A 17,393-nucleotide genomic window follows, 5' to 3' on the forward strand; every position below is an offset into this window, starting at 1 on the left:
ACACGCCGCGCGCGGCCCCCTATTGTGCGGCACACGCTCGTGCGGGACTACATCGGCACCCGGCGGGCAGTGTTGCTCGCTGGATGTTTGCCATATGGGGTCCGACGAACCGCGTCCGAGGTACTGACACCGCGACACACAGGCGCGGACGATCCCGGCCGCGCGGCGGCGAAAGCGTTGCCGGGCTCGCCGATCCGTCGTTTCCCCGGTGTGCCGGATCGTCGGTAGTGCCGCAAGTCACCGGCGGCCGGACGATGATCCGCCGCAGGTGCCGCCTCGGCGGGCGCGCGCACCCGCGCCGATTCGACCAGCGCAGGGGTCCGAGGGGCGCAGACCAGGCAACTCGCGGGCGATGACGCCGCTGCGCGCTCCTCGGACGTGCCGGGACACGTGCGACCGGTCAGCGCGCAGGTCTGCCGCCGGGAGCGTCTGCGGGCGGTCGGCCGCCGGGCTGCGGTCCGGAACCGTTGCCCGACTGCGTGTTCTGTGACTTCTCGGCGACGCCCACGGTGAGCGAGACGCGCAGGCCCGAAGACGGCGCGCCCGTCACGGTGGCCAGTTCCGCGTCCCAGCCGTCACCGAAGACGTTGTCGGAGGCCAGGGTGACCTGCGCCAGATTGCCGACGCTGCGCGCGTAGCCGGAGTCGTGGGCGAACACCGACTCGCAGGTGTCCTGCGGCAGCGCGATCTGCGAGGTGAGCCGGGCATTCCGACCCGCGACCGCGGTCTCCAGCGAGTCGTAGACCTCGAAATGGATGTGCGGCCACCGGCCCGAGTAGCAGGCCGGGAAGATGGACGTGAAGGTCACCTTGCCGTCGGTGCCGGCCACCTGCACGCCGCGAAGGTAGTTCTGCTCGGTGACGCCGTCGCTGTAGAGCGAGTAGTTGCCGTCCCGGTCGCAGTGCCACACGTACACGGCCATGCCCTTTCCCGCCGCCCCGCTCGCGGCCAGGTCGCGCAAGGTCAGCTCGAGCGTCATCGGGACGCCCTGCGCGACACCGGAGTAGGAGTCGAACGAACGGGTGATGTCGCTGCGCACCACGCCGGACTGGACGAGGATGTTGGGTCCGTTGGACCCGTCGCCCGGGTACGGTCCCGCGGTTTCCTGCGGGGCGGCGGTGGCGCCGCCGGATTGCGCGGTCGTCGCGGAGGCGGTCGTCGCCGTGGCCGTCGGGTCGTTCGATCCCGACGCGCAGCCCGCCGCGACCGCGGCCGCGCCCGCGGTCGCGAGGGAGAACAGCGCGCGGCGCCGGGACATCAGCACCTTCATGTCGTGTGCGAGGCCGAGATCGTGCTCGTGCGCCCCTTCATGTCGTGCGCCCACTGTCTGTGCCTTTCGTTCGCCGAGATCGTCCTCCGCGACGGTAGGCACGGACGCTCGTGACCGGCTGGGGCCGCGCTGGGAGTTCGCTGTGACCGGGCTCAGCGCCTGCTGGCCCGGCGATAGCCGATGGTCGCGGGCACCGCGAAGAGCACGATCGCGCCGAGCGACCACACGACGGTCAGGGTGAGCGGTCGCGCGAGCGGTCCGCCGAAGGCGAGCGCGCGCATCGCGTCGACTCCCACCGACATGGGCTGGTTGTGGACCACCGGCTGGATCCACTTCGGGAAGGCCACCAGGGGGACGAAGCCGGTGCTGAAGAACATCATCAGTGATGTGAGGATGGTGATGCCCTCGACCAGCGTCGATTTCGCCGTGAACACCGCGACGGAGGTGACGATGGTGGCGAAGGCGAGGCCGAACAGGACCGGCAGGAACAGGAAGGCGATCGCCGCCGCGACGCCTTGGTGGAACCGGAAACCCAGTACGGAGCCCACCAGGACGACCGCGAGGGTGCAGACGAAGATGCGGCAGCCCTCGGCGAGCACCCGCGAAGCCAGACCGGAAGCGCGGTGCACGGGCAGCACCCAGAAGCGGGCGAGCAGACCCGCGTCGCGTTCGCGGCCGAGCAGCACGCCCCCCGCCACCGCGCCGGACAGCGCGCCCACCAGGGCGACCATGGGCACCGAGCCGTAGAGCGCGCTCTCGCCGGTGAACTTCTGGATCTGGCCGCCGATCACGGTGTTCAGCATGATCAGCAGCAGGCAGGGGATGATCAGCGTCTCCAGCAAGGTGACCGGATTGCGCGCCCAGCGCAGCAGCAGGCGCTGGGTCTGGATCAGCGTGTGCGCCATCAGCGCCGACACCGACACTTCCGAGCCGGTCCATGATTCGTGTCCGCGATCCGCCAGCAGTGCCATCATGCCCTCCTCGAGCTCAGCCGGATCGACAGCGGCACGCAGACGACCAGGATGCCGAGCGCCCACGCCACCGGCGGCCCCAGCAGCGACAGACTCAACTGACCCGCGTTCGGTCCGCTGTCACCGGCGAACGCGCGCAAGGCGATGGCCCACTGGGACACCGGCTGGTTGCGCACGAACGGCTGCACCCAGGCCGGGAACTGGTCGGCGGGCGCGATCCCGGTGGACAGCATGCCGAAGATCAACGGTGGCAGCACCAGCGCCTGCGCGGTGGCCTCGGGATTGCGCGACACGGTGCCGATGACGTCCCCGCCCCAGATCAGCGCGAGCCCGATGAGCAGCGAGAACAACACGAAACCGATCGTCTCCGCGGTGCCGAGGTAGAAGCGGAATCCGATGACGTGGCCACAGACCAACGCGGTGATCAACCCGATGACCAAGCGGAAGACGCTGCCGGACAGGCGCGCCGTCACCGGCACCAGCGGGCCGATCGGCATCGAGCCGAAGCGCCGGTTGAGCCCGGCGACGGAGTCGGTGGCGGCGCGGAAGGCGGCCGAGACGGCGGTGAACGCGGCGGCCTGCAGCACGACCAGCGGCATCATGTACTGCGCGTAGCTGCTGAATCCGGTGCCGATGACGGTCATGATCGTCTTCAGCGGGATGTAGAAACTGGCGGTGAAGGTCGCGGGTGCCAGCACCGAGGTGAGCACCTCGCCGCTCTGCACGGACGGCGCGATCAACCGGGTGGTCAGCACCCACCACTGTTGCGGCCGCAGCGGCGCCGCCCGGGTCTGGCTCAGCCAGGTCGCCGCCGTCACGAGACGACCTCCGGCCGCGAGAAGTCCTCCGTGGTCGCCAGATGCCCGGTGAGCTGAAGGAATACGTCGTCGAGCGAGGGGCGGCGCAGCGCGACGTCCACGAGGTCGACGCCCGCGCTGTCCAGCCGGCGCAGCGCTTCCAGCAGTGTCTTCGAGCCGTCCGGGGCGGGTATGGCGATCCGGTCGGAATCCGGGCCGAGCGCGTCCCGGTTCTCGCGAGGCAGCAGGGAACCCAGGGCCGCGGCGATGGCGGGCAGGTCCTTCAGGTTCAGCGGCACCACCTCGCAGTAGCTGCCGCCGGTGCGCGCCTTCAGTTCGTCGGCGGTGCCCTCGGCGATCACCTTGCCGTGATCGATGACGATGATCCGGTCGCTGAGCGCGTCGGCCTCCTCCAGGTACTGGGTTGTGAGCAGGGTGGTGATGCCCGCCTTCTTGAAGCCGGAGACCAGATCCCACACCCCTTGCCTGCTGCGCGGATCCAGTCCGGTGGTCGGCTCGTCCAGGAACACCACATCGGGCCGGACGACCAGGCCGCAGGCGATGTCGATCCGCCTGCGCATGCCGCCGGAGTAGGTACCGACCTTGCGGGCCGCCGCGCGCTCGAGATCGAACTCGGCCAGCAGTTCGTCCGCGCGGGCGCGTGCGGCGCGCTTGCGCAAGCCCATCAGCCTGCCGAACATCACGAGGTTCTCGTAGCCGCTGAGCATGTCGTCCAGCGCGGCGTACTGCCCGGTCAGCATGATGCTGCGGCGCACAGCAGCGGGTTCGGCCACCACGTCGTGCCCGGCGACGGTGGCGCGGCCGCGGTCCGGCCGGATCAGCGTCGACAGGACGTTCACCGTCGTGGTCTTGCCCGCGCCGTTCGGTCCGAGGATGCCGAGCACCTCGCCCGGCTCCGCCGCGAAATCGACTCCGCGCAACGCTTTCACCACGCCGAAGGATTTCTCGATCCCTTCGACGACGACTCCTTGGTCGGAATTCATCCTCGGCCTCCCAGATGTGCATCGAGCACGCGCGCGATGACCGGCAGCACGTGCGGCGCTGTCAGTTCGTCGTGGGTTGCCTCGATGTCGTGATTGATGATCTCGCCGGTCACATACGGCCCCCAGCCATCGGGACCGAAGATGTCGGAAGTGTCGATGACCGCGCTGAAGTACACGATGTCGCCGTCGAACACCGGACGGCGGTAACCGGTCCTGGTTCGCGCGGCGGCGTTGTACGACCCGGCCATCCGCTCCAGCGTGGCGGCGTCGATCAGCGAGACCCCGCCGAGCCGTTCGCGGATCAGATCCGCCGCCTGCTCCGCGGTCGCGTCCGCGGGCACGTCGTGGATGCCGAAGACCGCGCCGAAGGCGTTCACGAACGAGCCCGCGGTGAGCCGTTCGATGCTGTCGCCGTCGATGTCGGCGGTGTCGGCGTCCAGCAGCGCGACCACGCCCACCTCCGCGCCCTCGGCTTTCAGCCGCGCGGCCGCCGCGTGGGCGATCAGACCGCCGAACGACCAGCCGAGCAGGTGGTAGGGCCCCTCGGGTTGCAGGGTCCGGATCTCGCGCACGTAGCGTTCGGCGAACTCCTCGATGGAGCGGGCGGGCGGTTCGTGGCCGCCGAGGTCGGGCGCTTGCAGCCCGTAGATCGGGCGGCCGGGCGCGAGCGCGTCGGCCAGTCCCAGGTAGGTCCACGACATTCCGGACGACGGGTGGATGCAGAACAGCGCGGGTTCGTCGCCGCCGAGCCGGATCGGCAGCACCACGTCCAAGCCGAGCCCGCCCGCCGCCGGAACGGCCGGCGCCGCCGTGGCCGCCGCTTCCTCCTCGGCGGCGGTGCGCGCGGCCGGGGTCGCGGCGAACCGAGCCGCCGCGTGCAGCGTCCGGATCCACAGTTCGGCCAGCTCGGTGACCTCGTCCTCGTCGAGCAGAGTGGACGGGAAGCCGAAGCTCGCCCGCAGCCGGTCGCCGATCACGACGGCGTTCACGTCGATCGCCGATTGGAGCGGCACGCCCGGGTCTTCGGCGACGTGCACGTCGCCCAGTTCGTCGGTCGGCAGCCAGCCCAAGCCCTCCAGCCCGGCCGGGATGTCGCCGGTGGAGTAGCGGCCCAGGTAGTTGAAACCGACTCGCCCCGGCAGACGTTCCGGCAACTGCCGCGCGGTCTCGGCGTTGAGATAGCGCAGCAAGCCGAAGCCGATGCCCTTGTCCGGCACCGCGAGCAGCTGGTGTTTGACGGCGCGGATCGCCTTACCCAGCGCGGGCCCACCGGCCAGCGCGTCGTCGACGTCGATTCCGGCCAGGTCCAAGCGCACCGGATAGAGGCTGGTGAACCAGCCGATGGTGCGGGAGAGATCGGCGCCCGGCACCACTTCCTCCTGGCGGCCGTGACCTTCCAGCCGCACCAGCGCCGACGGGTCGCTGCCGCGCCACCGCACCAGCGCCAGCGCCAAGGTGGCCAGCAGTGCGTCGTTGACGCTGCCGTGGAACAAGCCGGGCAGGGTGGTCAGCAGCGCGGTGGTGACCTCCGCGGGGACGTCCCGTTCGACCATTCGCAGCGTGCCGGTCCGGTCGACGGCGGGGTCGAGTTCCCGGCCGCCGATCACCGGATCGGGGGCGGCGAGCACGTCGTGCCAGTACGCCAGTTCGGCGACGCGGTGTTCGGAACGCGCCTCGTCGGCCAGCGCGTGTGCCCACCGCCGCATCGACGTTCCGGTCTCCGCGAGCACGGGGGTGTTGCCCGCCGACACCTGCGCCCACGCGGCCACCAGGTCCGGCACGAGAATCCGCCAGGACACCCCGTCGATCACCAGATGGTGCGCCAGCACGATCAGCCGGCCCGGCCGGGTGCGCGCGCCCGCGTCGCCCACCGGCTCGAGCCAGATGAATTGCAGCACCGTGCCTTCGGCCGGATCGAGCCGGTCGGCCGCGGCGTCCAGTTCGGTCATGGCGAACTCGTGCAGATCGATCGGATCGACGGCGGTGCATTCGACGCGGTGCACCAGCGCGTCCACGTCCACGGAGCCGGGCGGGCCGACCAGCAGATGCGGGCCGTCGCCGTCGGTCACCAGCCGGGCGCGCAGCATGTCGTGCCGGTCCATCGCGGCGGAGAGCACCGCGACGATCTGCGCGCGCTCGATGCCGACCGGCAGTTCCAGCACCGCGGTCTGGGCGAAGCGGTCGTAGTTCCCGCCGCGGTGCAGCATGTAGTGCACGATCGGCGTGAGCGGCAGCTCACCGACACCGCCGCCGGGCAACTCGTCCAACGTCGCCACGGTCCCCGCGGCGTCGGCGGCCGCGGCCAGCGCCGCCACCGTGCGGTGCTCGAACACTTGCAACGGGGTGCAGGTGATGCCCTGTTGCTTGGCGCGCGAGACCAGCTGGATCGCCAGGATGCTGTCGCCGCCGAGCGCGAAGAAGGAGTCGTCGGCTCCCACCTGCGGCACTCCCAGCAATTCGGCGAAGATGGTGGCGAGTTGCTGCTCGGTCGGCGTGACCGGCGCGCGGTATTCGGTGCGGTCGGCGACGAACTCCGGTGCGGGCAGCGCCTTGCGGTCCAGCTTGCCGACCGCGTTGAGCGGGATCTCGTCCAGCACGACGAACGCCGCGGGCACCATGTAGCCGGGCAGGATGTCGGCGGCGAAGGCGCGCACCTTCGCCACGTCGAGCTCGGACCCGGGCGTGCGCACCAGGTAGGCGGCCAGCGCGGTCGCCCCCGTGGGGCCGGGCACGCCGAGCGTCACCGCGAAGTCCACGCCGTCGGCGCGGCCGAGCGCCGCGTCGATCTCGCCCAGCTCGATCCGTTGTCCGCGCACTTTGACCTGGAAGTCGGTGCGGCCGAGATACTCCAGTTCCGGCCCCGCCTCGCCGCGGATCCAGCGCACCAGATCACCGGTGCGGTACATCCGCTCACCCGGCGCGCCGAACGGGTCTGCGACGAACCGGGCGGCGGTGAGGGTCGACCGCGCGTGGTAACCGCGCGCCAGCGCCGGTCCGGCGAGGTACAGCTCGCCCGCCACGCCGAACGGGACCGGGCGCAGCCGGTCGTCGAGGACCAGCACTTGCGCGCCCTGCACCGGTGTGCCGATGGACACCGGGGCGCCCAGCTCCAGCGGCGCGGAACCCGTCGCCCAGATGGTCGATTCGGTGGGCCCGTACAGGTTGACCATGGTGCGCCCGGTGGCCCAGCGGTCGACCAGCTCGGCGCCGACCGCCTCGCCTGCCACCGCGAGCACCCGGACGCTGGTCACTTCGGCGGGATCGAGGGTCGCCAGCGCGGACGGCGTGATCACCATGTGGGTGACCTGCTCGGTGTCGATCAGCTCGGCCAGCGCGCTGCCGCCGAACACCTCCGGCGGTGCCACCACCGACGCGCCACCGGAACCGAAGGCCATGATCGCCTCGAACACCGACGCGTCGAAACTCGGCGAGGCCACCTGCAGCACCCGGGAGTGCTCGTCCAGGCCGAGCGAGTCCCGTTGCGCTGCGACGAGATCGGCGATGCCGCGATGGGAGACCGAGACGCCCTTCGGTGTGCCGGTGGAACCGGAGGTGTAGATCATCCAGGCCGCGTTGTCCGGCCGGACGGGTCCGGGCAGTTCGCGCTCGCTCACGGGGCGGTCGCTCGCGGCGCTCCACCGCTCGACCAGGTCGAGGTCGTCGAGCACCAGCCAGTTCGTGCTGTCGGGAAGCATGGGCCGCAACGCCGCGAGGGTCAAGCCGAGGGTCGCTCCGGAGTCGGTGAGCATGTGGTCGATGCGCTCGACCGGATGCTTCGGATCCACCGGCAGGAACGCCGCGCCCGCTTTCGCCGCGGCCCACATCCCGGTGAGCAGTTCCGCCGAGCGCGGCAGCCCCAGCGCGACAACGGTTTCCGGCCCGCCGCCGGACTCGAGCAGGACACGGGCCAGGCGATTGGCGTGCGCATCGATCTCGGCGTAGGTGGTGATGTGCCCGCCGACCAAGAGGGCGACGCGATCCGGATACCGCCGCGCGGTCGCGGCCAGCAGTTGCGGCAGCGTCGTGGTCGCGGCGGGCGCGGGACCGCGCACCGGCACCAGCGTCGCGCGTTCGGCGTCGTCGAGGATGTCGATGTCGGCGATGCGGATCTCGGGCCGGGTCAGCGCCGTCGTGAGCACGCGCCGCCAGCGGGTGGCGAACGCGGCCATCGTCGCCTCGTCGAACAGGTCCGTGGCGTAGGTCAGCACCGCGTCGATGCCCGCCGGACCGCTGTCGGCGAAGCGCTCGCGCAGATCCAGGGTCAGGTCGAACTGGGACGCGTCGCGCTCGAAGTCCTCCACCTCGAACCGCAGGCCGGGCAGTTCCAGCACCGGTTCGACGAAGTTCTGCAACGACAGCGAGACCTGGAACAGCGGGTGGTGCGCGGTCGAGCGAGCCGGATCCAGCACCTGGACCAGCCGCTCGAACGGCACGTCCGCGTGGGCGAACGCGTCCAGGTCGGCGGACCGCACGGTGTCCAGGAACGCCGCGAAGCCCGCGCCCGGATCGACCGGCGTGCGCAGCGCCAACGTGTTGACGAACATGCCGACGAGCTGGTCGAGCGCTTCCTCGCCGCGTCCCGCGACCGGCGTGCCGATCAGTACGTCGTCGGTGGTGGCCAAGCGTGCGAGCAGCACCGCGAGCGCGGCGTGCACGACCATGAACGGGCTGACGCCGTGCGCGGCGGCGAATTCCACCAGCGCTCGATGCGTCTCGGCGTCGACCGTGAAGCCGAAGTCGGCGCTGTGCATGGTCTGCACCGCCGGGCGCGGCCGGTCGGCGGGCAGTTCCAGCACATCGGGCGCGCCCGCGAGGGTCTCGCGCCAGAAGCCGATCTGGCGCGCCGCCAGCGATTCCGGGTCCGCCTCGTCGCCCAGCACCTCGCGATGCCAGAGTGCGAAGTCGGCGTACTGCACCGGCAGCGGGACGCGGGTGGCGTGTCCGCCAAGGGCCCGCTCGGAGTAGGCCGCGACCAGGTCGGCGGCCAGCGGCGCCATCGACGCGCCGTCCGCGCTGATATGGTGCACCACCAGCACGACGACGTGTACCGGCGGCGTCGCGGCCGCGATCGCCTCCGGGCCCGCGGTGTAGCCGGACGCGACCGGCGCGGTCCCGGTGACGGGCCCGGACGCGACCGGCGCGGAGCCGGTGGACGGAGCCGACGACACCGGTGCCGCGGTCGGTGCGGTCTCGGCGCCGCCGTGCAGGCGGAACAGGCCCACCCGCAGCGGCGGCTGAGCGGCGAGGTCGAATCCGGTTCCCGCCAGCTCGGTGATCCGCTCGCGCAGCGGGGCGCCGTCCTCGGTGTCGGTCACCGGCATCGCGGGCACGGCCACGTCCGCGTCCACCACCACCTGACGCGGCCCCTCCGCGTCCGCGGGATAGAGCGTGCGCAGGCTCTCGTGCCGGTCGACCACGTCGACGAGCGCCGCACGCAGCGCCTCGACGTCCAGGTCGCCGGTGAGCCGCAGTGCCACCGCGATGTTGTAGGCGGGCGAATCCGGATCCATCCGGTTGAGCACCCACATGCGCTGCTGCGCGGGCGACAACGGCACGCGATCCGGCCGGAACCGCGGCGCGAGGGCGAACCGGCCGGGCTCCGCGCCGGTGGCGGGCACCACCCGGGCGGACAACTGGGCCACGGTCGGCGCGTCGAACAGATCGCGCAGCGCGATCCGCGAGCCCAGCGCCGCGTTCACCCGCGCCACCACCTTCGTCGCGCTCAGCGAATTGCCGCCGAGTTCGAAGAACGACTGGTCGACGCCGACGCGCTCGCGGTCGAGCACCTCGCCGAACACGGCGGCCACCGCCTCCTCGACCGGCGTGCTCGGCGCGAGGTAAGGCCGATGATCCTCCGAGAAGTCCGGCACCGGAAGGGCTTTGCGATCGAGCTTGCCGACCGGCGTGAGCGGTATGGTGTCCAGTACGACGAGGTAGCCGGGCACCATGTACCCGGGCAGCTCGGCGGCCACCTGCGCTCGCAGCCGCTCGACGTCCAGCCGCGCGCCCTCGGCGGGCAGCACGTAGGAGACCAGCACGGTGGTGCCGGCCGGGCCGGCGCGCCCGATGGTCACCGCGTATTCGACCTCGTCGTCGCGGGAGAGCACCGCGTCGATCTCGCCCAGCTCGACGCGCAGGCCGCGGATCTTGACCTGGAAGTCGCTGCGGCCCAAGTACTCCAGTTCGTAGCCGTCCCCGTTGTCGACCCAGCGCACCATGTCGCCGGTGCGGTACATCCGCCCGCCGGGCTCGCCGAAGGGGTCGGCGACGAACCTGCTCGCGGTCATCTCGTACCGGTTGAAGTAGCCACGCGCGAGGGCGGGACCCGCCAGGTACAGCTCGCCGGGCACGCCCACCGGCACCGGACGCAGCCAGGCGTCCAGTACCACGGTGGCCGCGCCGCGGATCGGTCCGCCGATCGTGATCGGCTCGCCGGCGACGAGCTCGCCCGGCCCGGTGGCCCAGATGCTGAACTCGGTGGGGCCGTACAGATTCACCATGCGCCTGCCCGGCGCCCACCGCTCGATCAGCTCCGGCGTCGCCGCCTCGCCCGCGACCGCGAGCACGCGCAGGTGTTCCAGTCCGGCGGGTTCCATGGTGGCCAGCGCCGACGGCGTGATCACCGCGTGGGTGACGCGCTGGGTGCGCAGCAGCGTTTCCAGTTCCGTCCCGCCGTAGACGTCCGGCGGCGACACCACCAGCCTGCCGCCCGCACCGTGCGCGGTGAGCAGCTCGAACACCGAGGCGTCGAAGCTCGGCGAGGCCACCTGGAGCGCGCTGGCGGTGTGGTCGAGCCCGAGTGTCTCCCGTTGCGCCGTCACGAGATTCGCGATGCCGCGGTGACTGAGCAGCACGGCCTTCGGCTTCCCGGTGGAGCCGGAGGTGTAGATCAGGTACGCCGTCTGGTCCAGGTCGATCGGGCCGCCGCGCTCCTCGTCGGTGATCGGCGCCTCGGACACGGTCATCACCCGCCGGATGGTGTTGAGGTCGTCGAGCAGCAGCCAGTCGATCGTGCCGGGCAGCGTCTCGCCGGTCGCGGTGACCGTCACGCCGATCGGGGCCTTCGAATCGCTGAGCATGTGCTCGATGCGTTCCACCGGGTAGTTCGGGTCCAACGGGGCGAACGCCGCGCCGGTCTTGGCCAGCGCCCACACCGCGACCACCGATTCCAGGGAGCGGGTGAGCGCCAGCACGACGAACACCTCGCGGCCGACGCCGCGGCGCAGCAGCACCCGGGCGTAGCGGTTGGACCAGGCGTCGAGTTCGCGGTAGGTCATGGTGAGCGCGCCCGCGGTGATCGCGATGGCGTCCGGATCGATCCGCGCGCCCGCGGTGAGCAGTTCGGGCAGCGTGGCCTGCGGCACCGACTCCGGGCCCAGCACCGGCACCAGCGCGGCGCGCTCGGCGTCGTCGCAGTACTGCAGCTGGGACACCAGCGCGCGCGGGTTGTCCGCGAGCTGGGTCAGCAGCCGGACGAAGCGGTCCAGCAGCGGCCGCGCCGCTTCCGCGGGGAGCTGGTCGGCCATGTACTTCAGCGTGATCCGCAGCGTGTCCCGGCCGTCGTCGCCGCGCAGCGGGATCACCATGAGATTCAGCGGATACGGCGTCGCGTCGGTGCCTTCCACATCGAGCACCCGCATGCCCGCGATGTCCAGCGCCTGCGAGAGCGCTTCGCGATCGATCGGGTAGGACTCGAACACGGTGAGGGTGTCGAACAATTCGGCCAGCCCGACCGCCTGGTGGATGGCGGCCAGTCCGACGTGCTGATGGTCCATCAGCCGCGCCTGCTCGGACTGCACGCGCGCGAGCAGGTCGGCCACCTTCTCCGCCGGATCCAGGCGCACCCGCACCGGCAGCGTGTTGATGAACAGGCCGACCATCTCCTCGACCCCGCCCAGTTCCGGTGGCCGTCCCGAGACGGTGCCGCCGAACACCACGTCGGTGCGGCCGGTGAGCATGGCAAGCAGCATCGCCCACGCGGCCTGCACCAGGGTGTTCACCGTCGCGCCCGCTTCCCGGCCCGTGGTCTCCAGCCGGGCCACGGTGTCGCGGGAAAGGTCGGCGGAGATCATGCCGGTCTCGGTCGATTCGATGCCTGCGAGGGTGGGGACCGCGCGGGTCGGCGTGTCGATACCGGCCAGCGATTCGGTCCACGCCGCGAGGGATTGGGCGTCGTCCCTGGTCGCCAGCCAGGTCAGGAACTCACGGTAGGAGTGCGCGGGCGGCAGCGCCGCGGCGTCACCGTCGGTGACGTAGAGGGTGAGCAGCTCGCGCACCAGCAGCGGCGTCGACCAGCCGTCCAGCACCAAGTGGTGGTTGGTCAGCACGAAACGGTAGGTGTCCGAGGCGATCCGGATCAGCGTGCAGCGCAGCAGCGGGGGACGGGTGAGCTCGAACCGGGTGCGAGCATCCAGCGCGATCAACCGGTCGGCCTCCCGCTCGCGCTCCTGCGCGTCGGCGATACCGGTGAGATCCGCTTCCCGCCATTCGATCTCGGCGTCGGCCAGGACGAGCTGACGCGGACCGTCCTCGGTCTCGACGAAGGCGACGCGCAAGTTCTCGTGCCGGGTGACCAGAGCCTGCGCGGCCCGGCGCAAGCGTGCCGCGTCGACCGTCCCGGCCAAGGTGAGCAGCGACTGCACCGTGTAGCCGTCGGCGGTGTCGGAGTCGTACAGCGCGTGGAAGAGCAGCCCGTATTGCAGCGGCGAGAGCGGCCACACGTCGGCGATGGTCGGGTAGTCGCGCTCCCAGGCGTCGATCTGCGCCTGGGTGACGGCGACCAGGTCGAAGTCCGACGGGGAGCGTCCGCCCGCGCGCGCGGTAGCGGCGTGCCCGGCCAGCGCGCCGAGCGCCTGCTCCCACAGCGCGGCGAGTTCGCCGAGATCGGCCTCGTCGAACAGTCGTCCGGCGTAGGCCCAGGTCACCTCGAGACCGGCGTCGGTGAGCACGGCGTTGATGTCCACCGCGGCGGCCAGCGGTGCGCGGTCGTCCTGAGTGGCGGCGAACCGGCGCGGCAGCCACGGCTCGGCCTCCCCGCCGGTGGACGCGCGACCGAGGTAGTTGAAGCTGATCTGCGGTGTCGGCGCGTCCGCGAGCGCCGCCGCGGTGTCCGGCACCAGATAGCGCAGCATGCCGAACCCGATGCCCTTGTCGGGCAGGGCGCGCAGCTGTTCCTTGGTGGCTTTGATCGCGGCGCCCGCCGCGTCCCCGCCCGCGAACGCGTCCGCCACATCGATGCCGGTCAGGTCGACCGCGACGGGGTAGACGCTGGTGAACCAACCCACCGTGCGCGCGACATCCGCGCCGGGCAGGACACTCTCCGCGCGGCCGTGGCCCTCCAGTGTGAACAGCGCCGAGGTGCGTCCGCGCCACCGGGCCACCGCCAGCGCGAGCCCGGCCAGCAGCACGTCGTCGGCGCCGCAGTGGAAACGATCCGGGGCGGTGGTGAGCACGGTGTGCGCGATGCCGGCGGGCACGACGGTCGTCAGATGGGCCATGGAACCCACCACATCGAGAGCCGGGTCCATCGGCGCGGAGCCGAGCGCGGGATCGGGCGTGGCCAGCACGCGTTGCCACAGCGGCAGCTCGCCGGTGCGGGTGGCCGCGTGCTCGCGCAGTCCGTGTGCCCAGCGCCGGAACGACGTGCCGACCGGCGCGAGCTCGGCGCCCAGCGCTGCGGTGGCCAGATCCGGCAGCAGGATGCGCCAGGAAACGCCATCGGTGACCAGGTGGTGCAGCACCAGCCACAGCAGCGGCGCCGCATCGGAGCGCTCGATCCACACGAAACGCGCCATCACGCCCGTCTCCGGGTCGAGCTGGTCGGCGGCGCGCTGCAGCGCACGCTCGCAGGTCGTCTCGAGGTCCGCGTCCGCGGTCACGGCTTCCAGCAGGGCGCCCGCGTTCACCGCGCCGGGCTCGGCGACCACCCAGCTCCAGCCGTCACCGGTGCGGCGCAGCGTCGAACGCAGCAGGTCGTGCCGGTCGAACAGGGCCTGGAGCGCGGTGACCAGACTCGCGCGTTCGCTCTCGGCGGGCAGCTCGATCAGCACCGCTTGGGCGAACCGCCGCCAGGCGTCACCGGTCTCGAGCATCGCGTGCACGATCGGGGTGAGTTCCACCTCGCCGACGCCGCCGCCGGGCAGCTCGTGCACCACGCCGGTCGGCACGTCGGTGGCCACCGCGGCCAGCGCCGCGACGGTCTTGCGCTCGAAGACATCCCGCGCGCCGAACCCGAGTCCGGCCGCCTTCGCCCGCGACACGAGCTGGATCGAGACGATGCTGTCGCCACCGAGCGCGAAGAAGCTCTCGTCCACGCCCACCGATTCCAGGCCGAGCACCTCCGCGAACAGCGCGGCGAGCGTCTCCTCGCGTGGTGTGGACGGCGGCCTGCTCGTGCTGGTGCGCCCGCCGAACTCCGGTGCGGGCAGCGCCTTGCGATCCACCTTGCCCAGCGGGGTGAGCGGAAGACTGTCCAGCACCATGATCACCGTGGGCACCATGTAAGCCGGAAGGGACTCGCTCGCAGCGGCTTTCAGCGCCTCCGGATGCGGCTGCGTGCCCGGCTTCGGCAGCACGTACGACACGAGAGCGGTGGCGCCCGAGCCGGTTTCGACGCCGAGGGTGAGCGCGAAGTCGACGTCGTGGTGGCGTTGCAGGGCGGCGTCGATCTCGCCCAGTTCGATGCGGAAGCCGCGCACCTTCACCTGGAAGTCGCTGCGGCCCTGATATTCCAGTTCCACGCGCCCGTCGTGGCCGACCCAGCGCACGAGGTCGCCGGTGCGGTACATGCGCTCACCGATCGCGTACGGATTCGCCACGAAGCGGTCCGCGGTCAGCCCGTTGCGCCGGTGGTAGCCGCGCGCCACGCCGGGCCCGGCGAGGTAGAGCTCACCCGTGGTGCCCGGCGGCAGCGGACGCAGCCAGGGGTCGAGGACCACGGCCGACACGTCGCGGGCCAGACCGCCGATGGTGACCGGAGCGCCGGGCGTCAGCGGGGCGCTGAGGGTCACGGTGATGGTGGTCTCGGTGGGGCCGTAGCCGTTCAACAGCCTCCGCCCCGACCACTTCGCGACCAATTCCGGCGGGCAGGCGTCACCGCCGACGATCACGGTGCGCAGCTCGGGCAGCGTCGCCGGGTCCAGCGATCCCACGACCGCCGGGGTGACGTTGAGGTGTGTGACCCGGTGCGCGCGCAGCACGTGGGCCAGCTCCTCGCCCGCGTACGCCGAGGGCGGCACCACGGCCAGCGTCGCGCCCGCCGCGAGCGTCACCAGGATCTCCTCGACCGAGATGTCGAAACTCGGCGACACCGCGTGAGCGACGACGGCGTCCGCGTCGACGCCGAACCCGGCGCCGGAACTCGCCACGAGATTCGCCAGCCCGCGGTGCGAGACGAGTACGCCTTTGGGGAGGCCGGTCGAGCCGGAGGTGTAGATGATGTACGCGACCTGGTCCGGGCGCACCGCGGCGGTCCGCTCGGCGTCGGTCAACGGTGCGGCGTTCCGCTCGATGATCGCTCGCTCGGTGCCCTCGTCGTCGAGGATCAGCCAGGAGACCCGGTCCGGCAACGACTTCCGCGCGGAGGCGATCGTGATGCCCGCGACCACCCCGCTGTCGCCGACCATGTGCTCGATCCGGTCGGCCGGATAGGTCGGGTCGATCGGCACGAACGCCGCGCCGGTCTTCGCGACCGCGAGCGTCGCCAGCACGGAGCGGACCGACCGCGGGATGGAGATCGCCACGGTGCGCTCGGGTCCCGCGCCCGCGGCGATCAGCACCCGAGCCAGCCGGTTGGTGTAGTCGTCCACCTCGCGGTAGGTCAGCGCGGTCTCGCCCTCCACGAGCGCCGTCGCCAGCGGATCACGGGCCGCGCCCGCGGCGAGGATGGCGGGCAGTGTGCGCGCCGCGACGCCCGCCGGCCCGCGGGCGGGTGCGAATTCGGCGCGCTCGTCCTCGGACAGCACCGGCACGCTCGCCAGCGGCGCGTCCGGCCCGGCGGCCAGGAAGCGGTGCAGGAACGACAGGAAGCGCCGGTGCTGGCCGGTCAGCTCGGCGTCGCTGTAGAGATTGCCGTTGGCCTGGAAGTCGATATGCGTGCTCTCGCCGCCGACGCCGGGATACAGGTTGACGAACAGGTCATCGATCAGGCCGGAGGTCAGCACGTGCAACCGTCCGGTGACCGGGCCGAGCTGAATCCTGGTGTCGACCATCATCAGGTTCACCGACGGGCCGAACGACCCGGCCTCGTCCATCGGCCAGCCCAGATCGCGGAAGATGTCCTCCTGCCGGTAGCGCTGGCGCCGCAGTGCCCCGGTCAGCTCACCCTGGGCCGCCCGGATGACGTCGCCGGCCGTCGTGGCAGGCGTCATCCGCAGCCGCAGCGGGACCACGTTGGCGATCATGCCGCCGGAACGGCGCAGCGTCGCGGTGGTGCGCGCGGACACCGGGAGGCTCAGCACGACCTCCGGTGCGCCGGTCATCGCGGACAGGTACGCGCCGAACGCGGCGACCACGGTCGGCGCGACGCCGGAGGACACCTGCTCGGCCACCTCGTCCAGCAGTCGCGCGGTCTCGGCGGGCAGCGCGCCCGTGACCCGGCGCGGATGCCCGTCCACGCGCGCGGTGCGCCCGGCCAGGCTCACCGGGTCGGCCATGCCGTCCAGGTGCGCGATCCAGTGCTCCCGGTCCGCGGCGAACCGCTCCGAACTGCGGTAGGCCAGATCCGCCTCGACGATCTTGCGCAGGTCCTCCGCCTTGGCCGGCGGCGCCTCGCGGCCCTCCGCGGCGGCGTTGTACAGCTCGCCGGTGCGCTGCACCACGGTCAGCGCGCCCATGCCGTCGAGCACGATGTGATGGATGCGCGAGTACCAGAACCAGCGGTCCGCGCCGACGCGCAGCATGGCGATGCGGACCAGCCGGTCACGGGTCAACTCGAGCGGCGTCTCGTACTCCGCGCGCATCCACGCGTGCGCGGCCGCCTCGGGATCGGGTTCGGCGCGGAAGTCGAGCGTTTCCAGGCTGTCGTCGAGGGTGGGGTCGACGAACTGGAACGGATGCCCCTCCACCTCGATCAGGCGGAGGTAGCCGGTGCCGAACTCGCGCCCGGCCTGCCGCGCCGATCGCGCGAGCAGGTCGAGGTCGATCGGCCCGGTCAGTTCGACGTATTGGGCGATGGAGATCGGCGTGGCACCCGCGACATGCTGGGCGAACCAGATGCCGCGCTGCGCCGCCGACAGGGCGAAGGCTCCGTCGGGGAGAACTGTGTCCGGATTTTTCGCCGAAAGGGAAGGCTGTTGCATGACGTGTCCTACGTTCTGACCGCGGTCGGGCTATCCGGCAATGACCGCCCGTA

5 protein-coding genes are annotated in these 17,393 nt (G+C 71.7%); all 5 read right to left on the minus strand.

Annotated features, from left to right (window positions below; all coding sequences use genetic code 11):
• Positions 1-400: 400 nt before the first annotated feature.
• The gene (locus GVY64_RS02875) at positions 401-1,270 is read right to left on the minus strand and encodes a dioxygenase (RefSeq protein ID WP_159838846.1); all 870 of its coding nucleotides are present in this window, start codon (positions 1,268-1,270) and stop codon (positions 401-403) included.
• 152 nt (positions 1,271-1,422) lie between these two features.
• Complete coding sequence (locus GVY64_RS02880) at positions 1,423-2,241, minus strand: ABC transporter permease (protein WP_159838848.1); 819 nt, start codon at positions 2,239-2,241, stop codon at positions 1,423-1,425.
• A complete protein-coding gene (locus GVY64_RS02885) occupies positions 2,241-3,059 on the minus strand; it encodes an antibiotic transporter (RefSeq protein WP_159838448.1) in 819 nt (272 codons plus the stop codon). Before GVY64_RS02885 ends, GVY64_RS02880 begins: the two co-directional genes overlap by 1 nt.
• Complete coding sequence (locus tag GVY64_RS02890; RefSeq protein ID WP_159838450.1) at positions 3,056-4,042, minus strand: ATP-binding cassette domain-containing protein; 987 nt, start codon at positions 4,040-4,042, stop codon at positions 3,056-3,058. The genes GVY64_RS02885 and GVY64_RS02890 overlap by 4 nt, the downstream gene beginning before the upstream one ends.
• Entirely contained in the window at positions 4,039-17,340 is a 13,302-nt protein-coding gene (locus GVY64_RS02895) for a non-ribosomal peptide synthetase (RefSeq protein WP_159838452.1), read from the minus strand. Before GVY64_RS02895 ends, GVY64_RS02890 begins: the two co-directional genes overlap by 4 nt.
• Between the last annotated feature and the right edge of the window lie 53 nt (positions 17,341-17,393).

This window comes from Nocardia sp. CY41, from assembly GCF_009829325.1.
Classification (GTDB): Bacteria; Actinomycetota; Actinomycetes; order Mycobacteriales; family Mycobacteriaceae; genus Nocardia.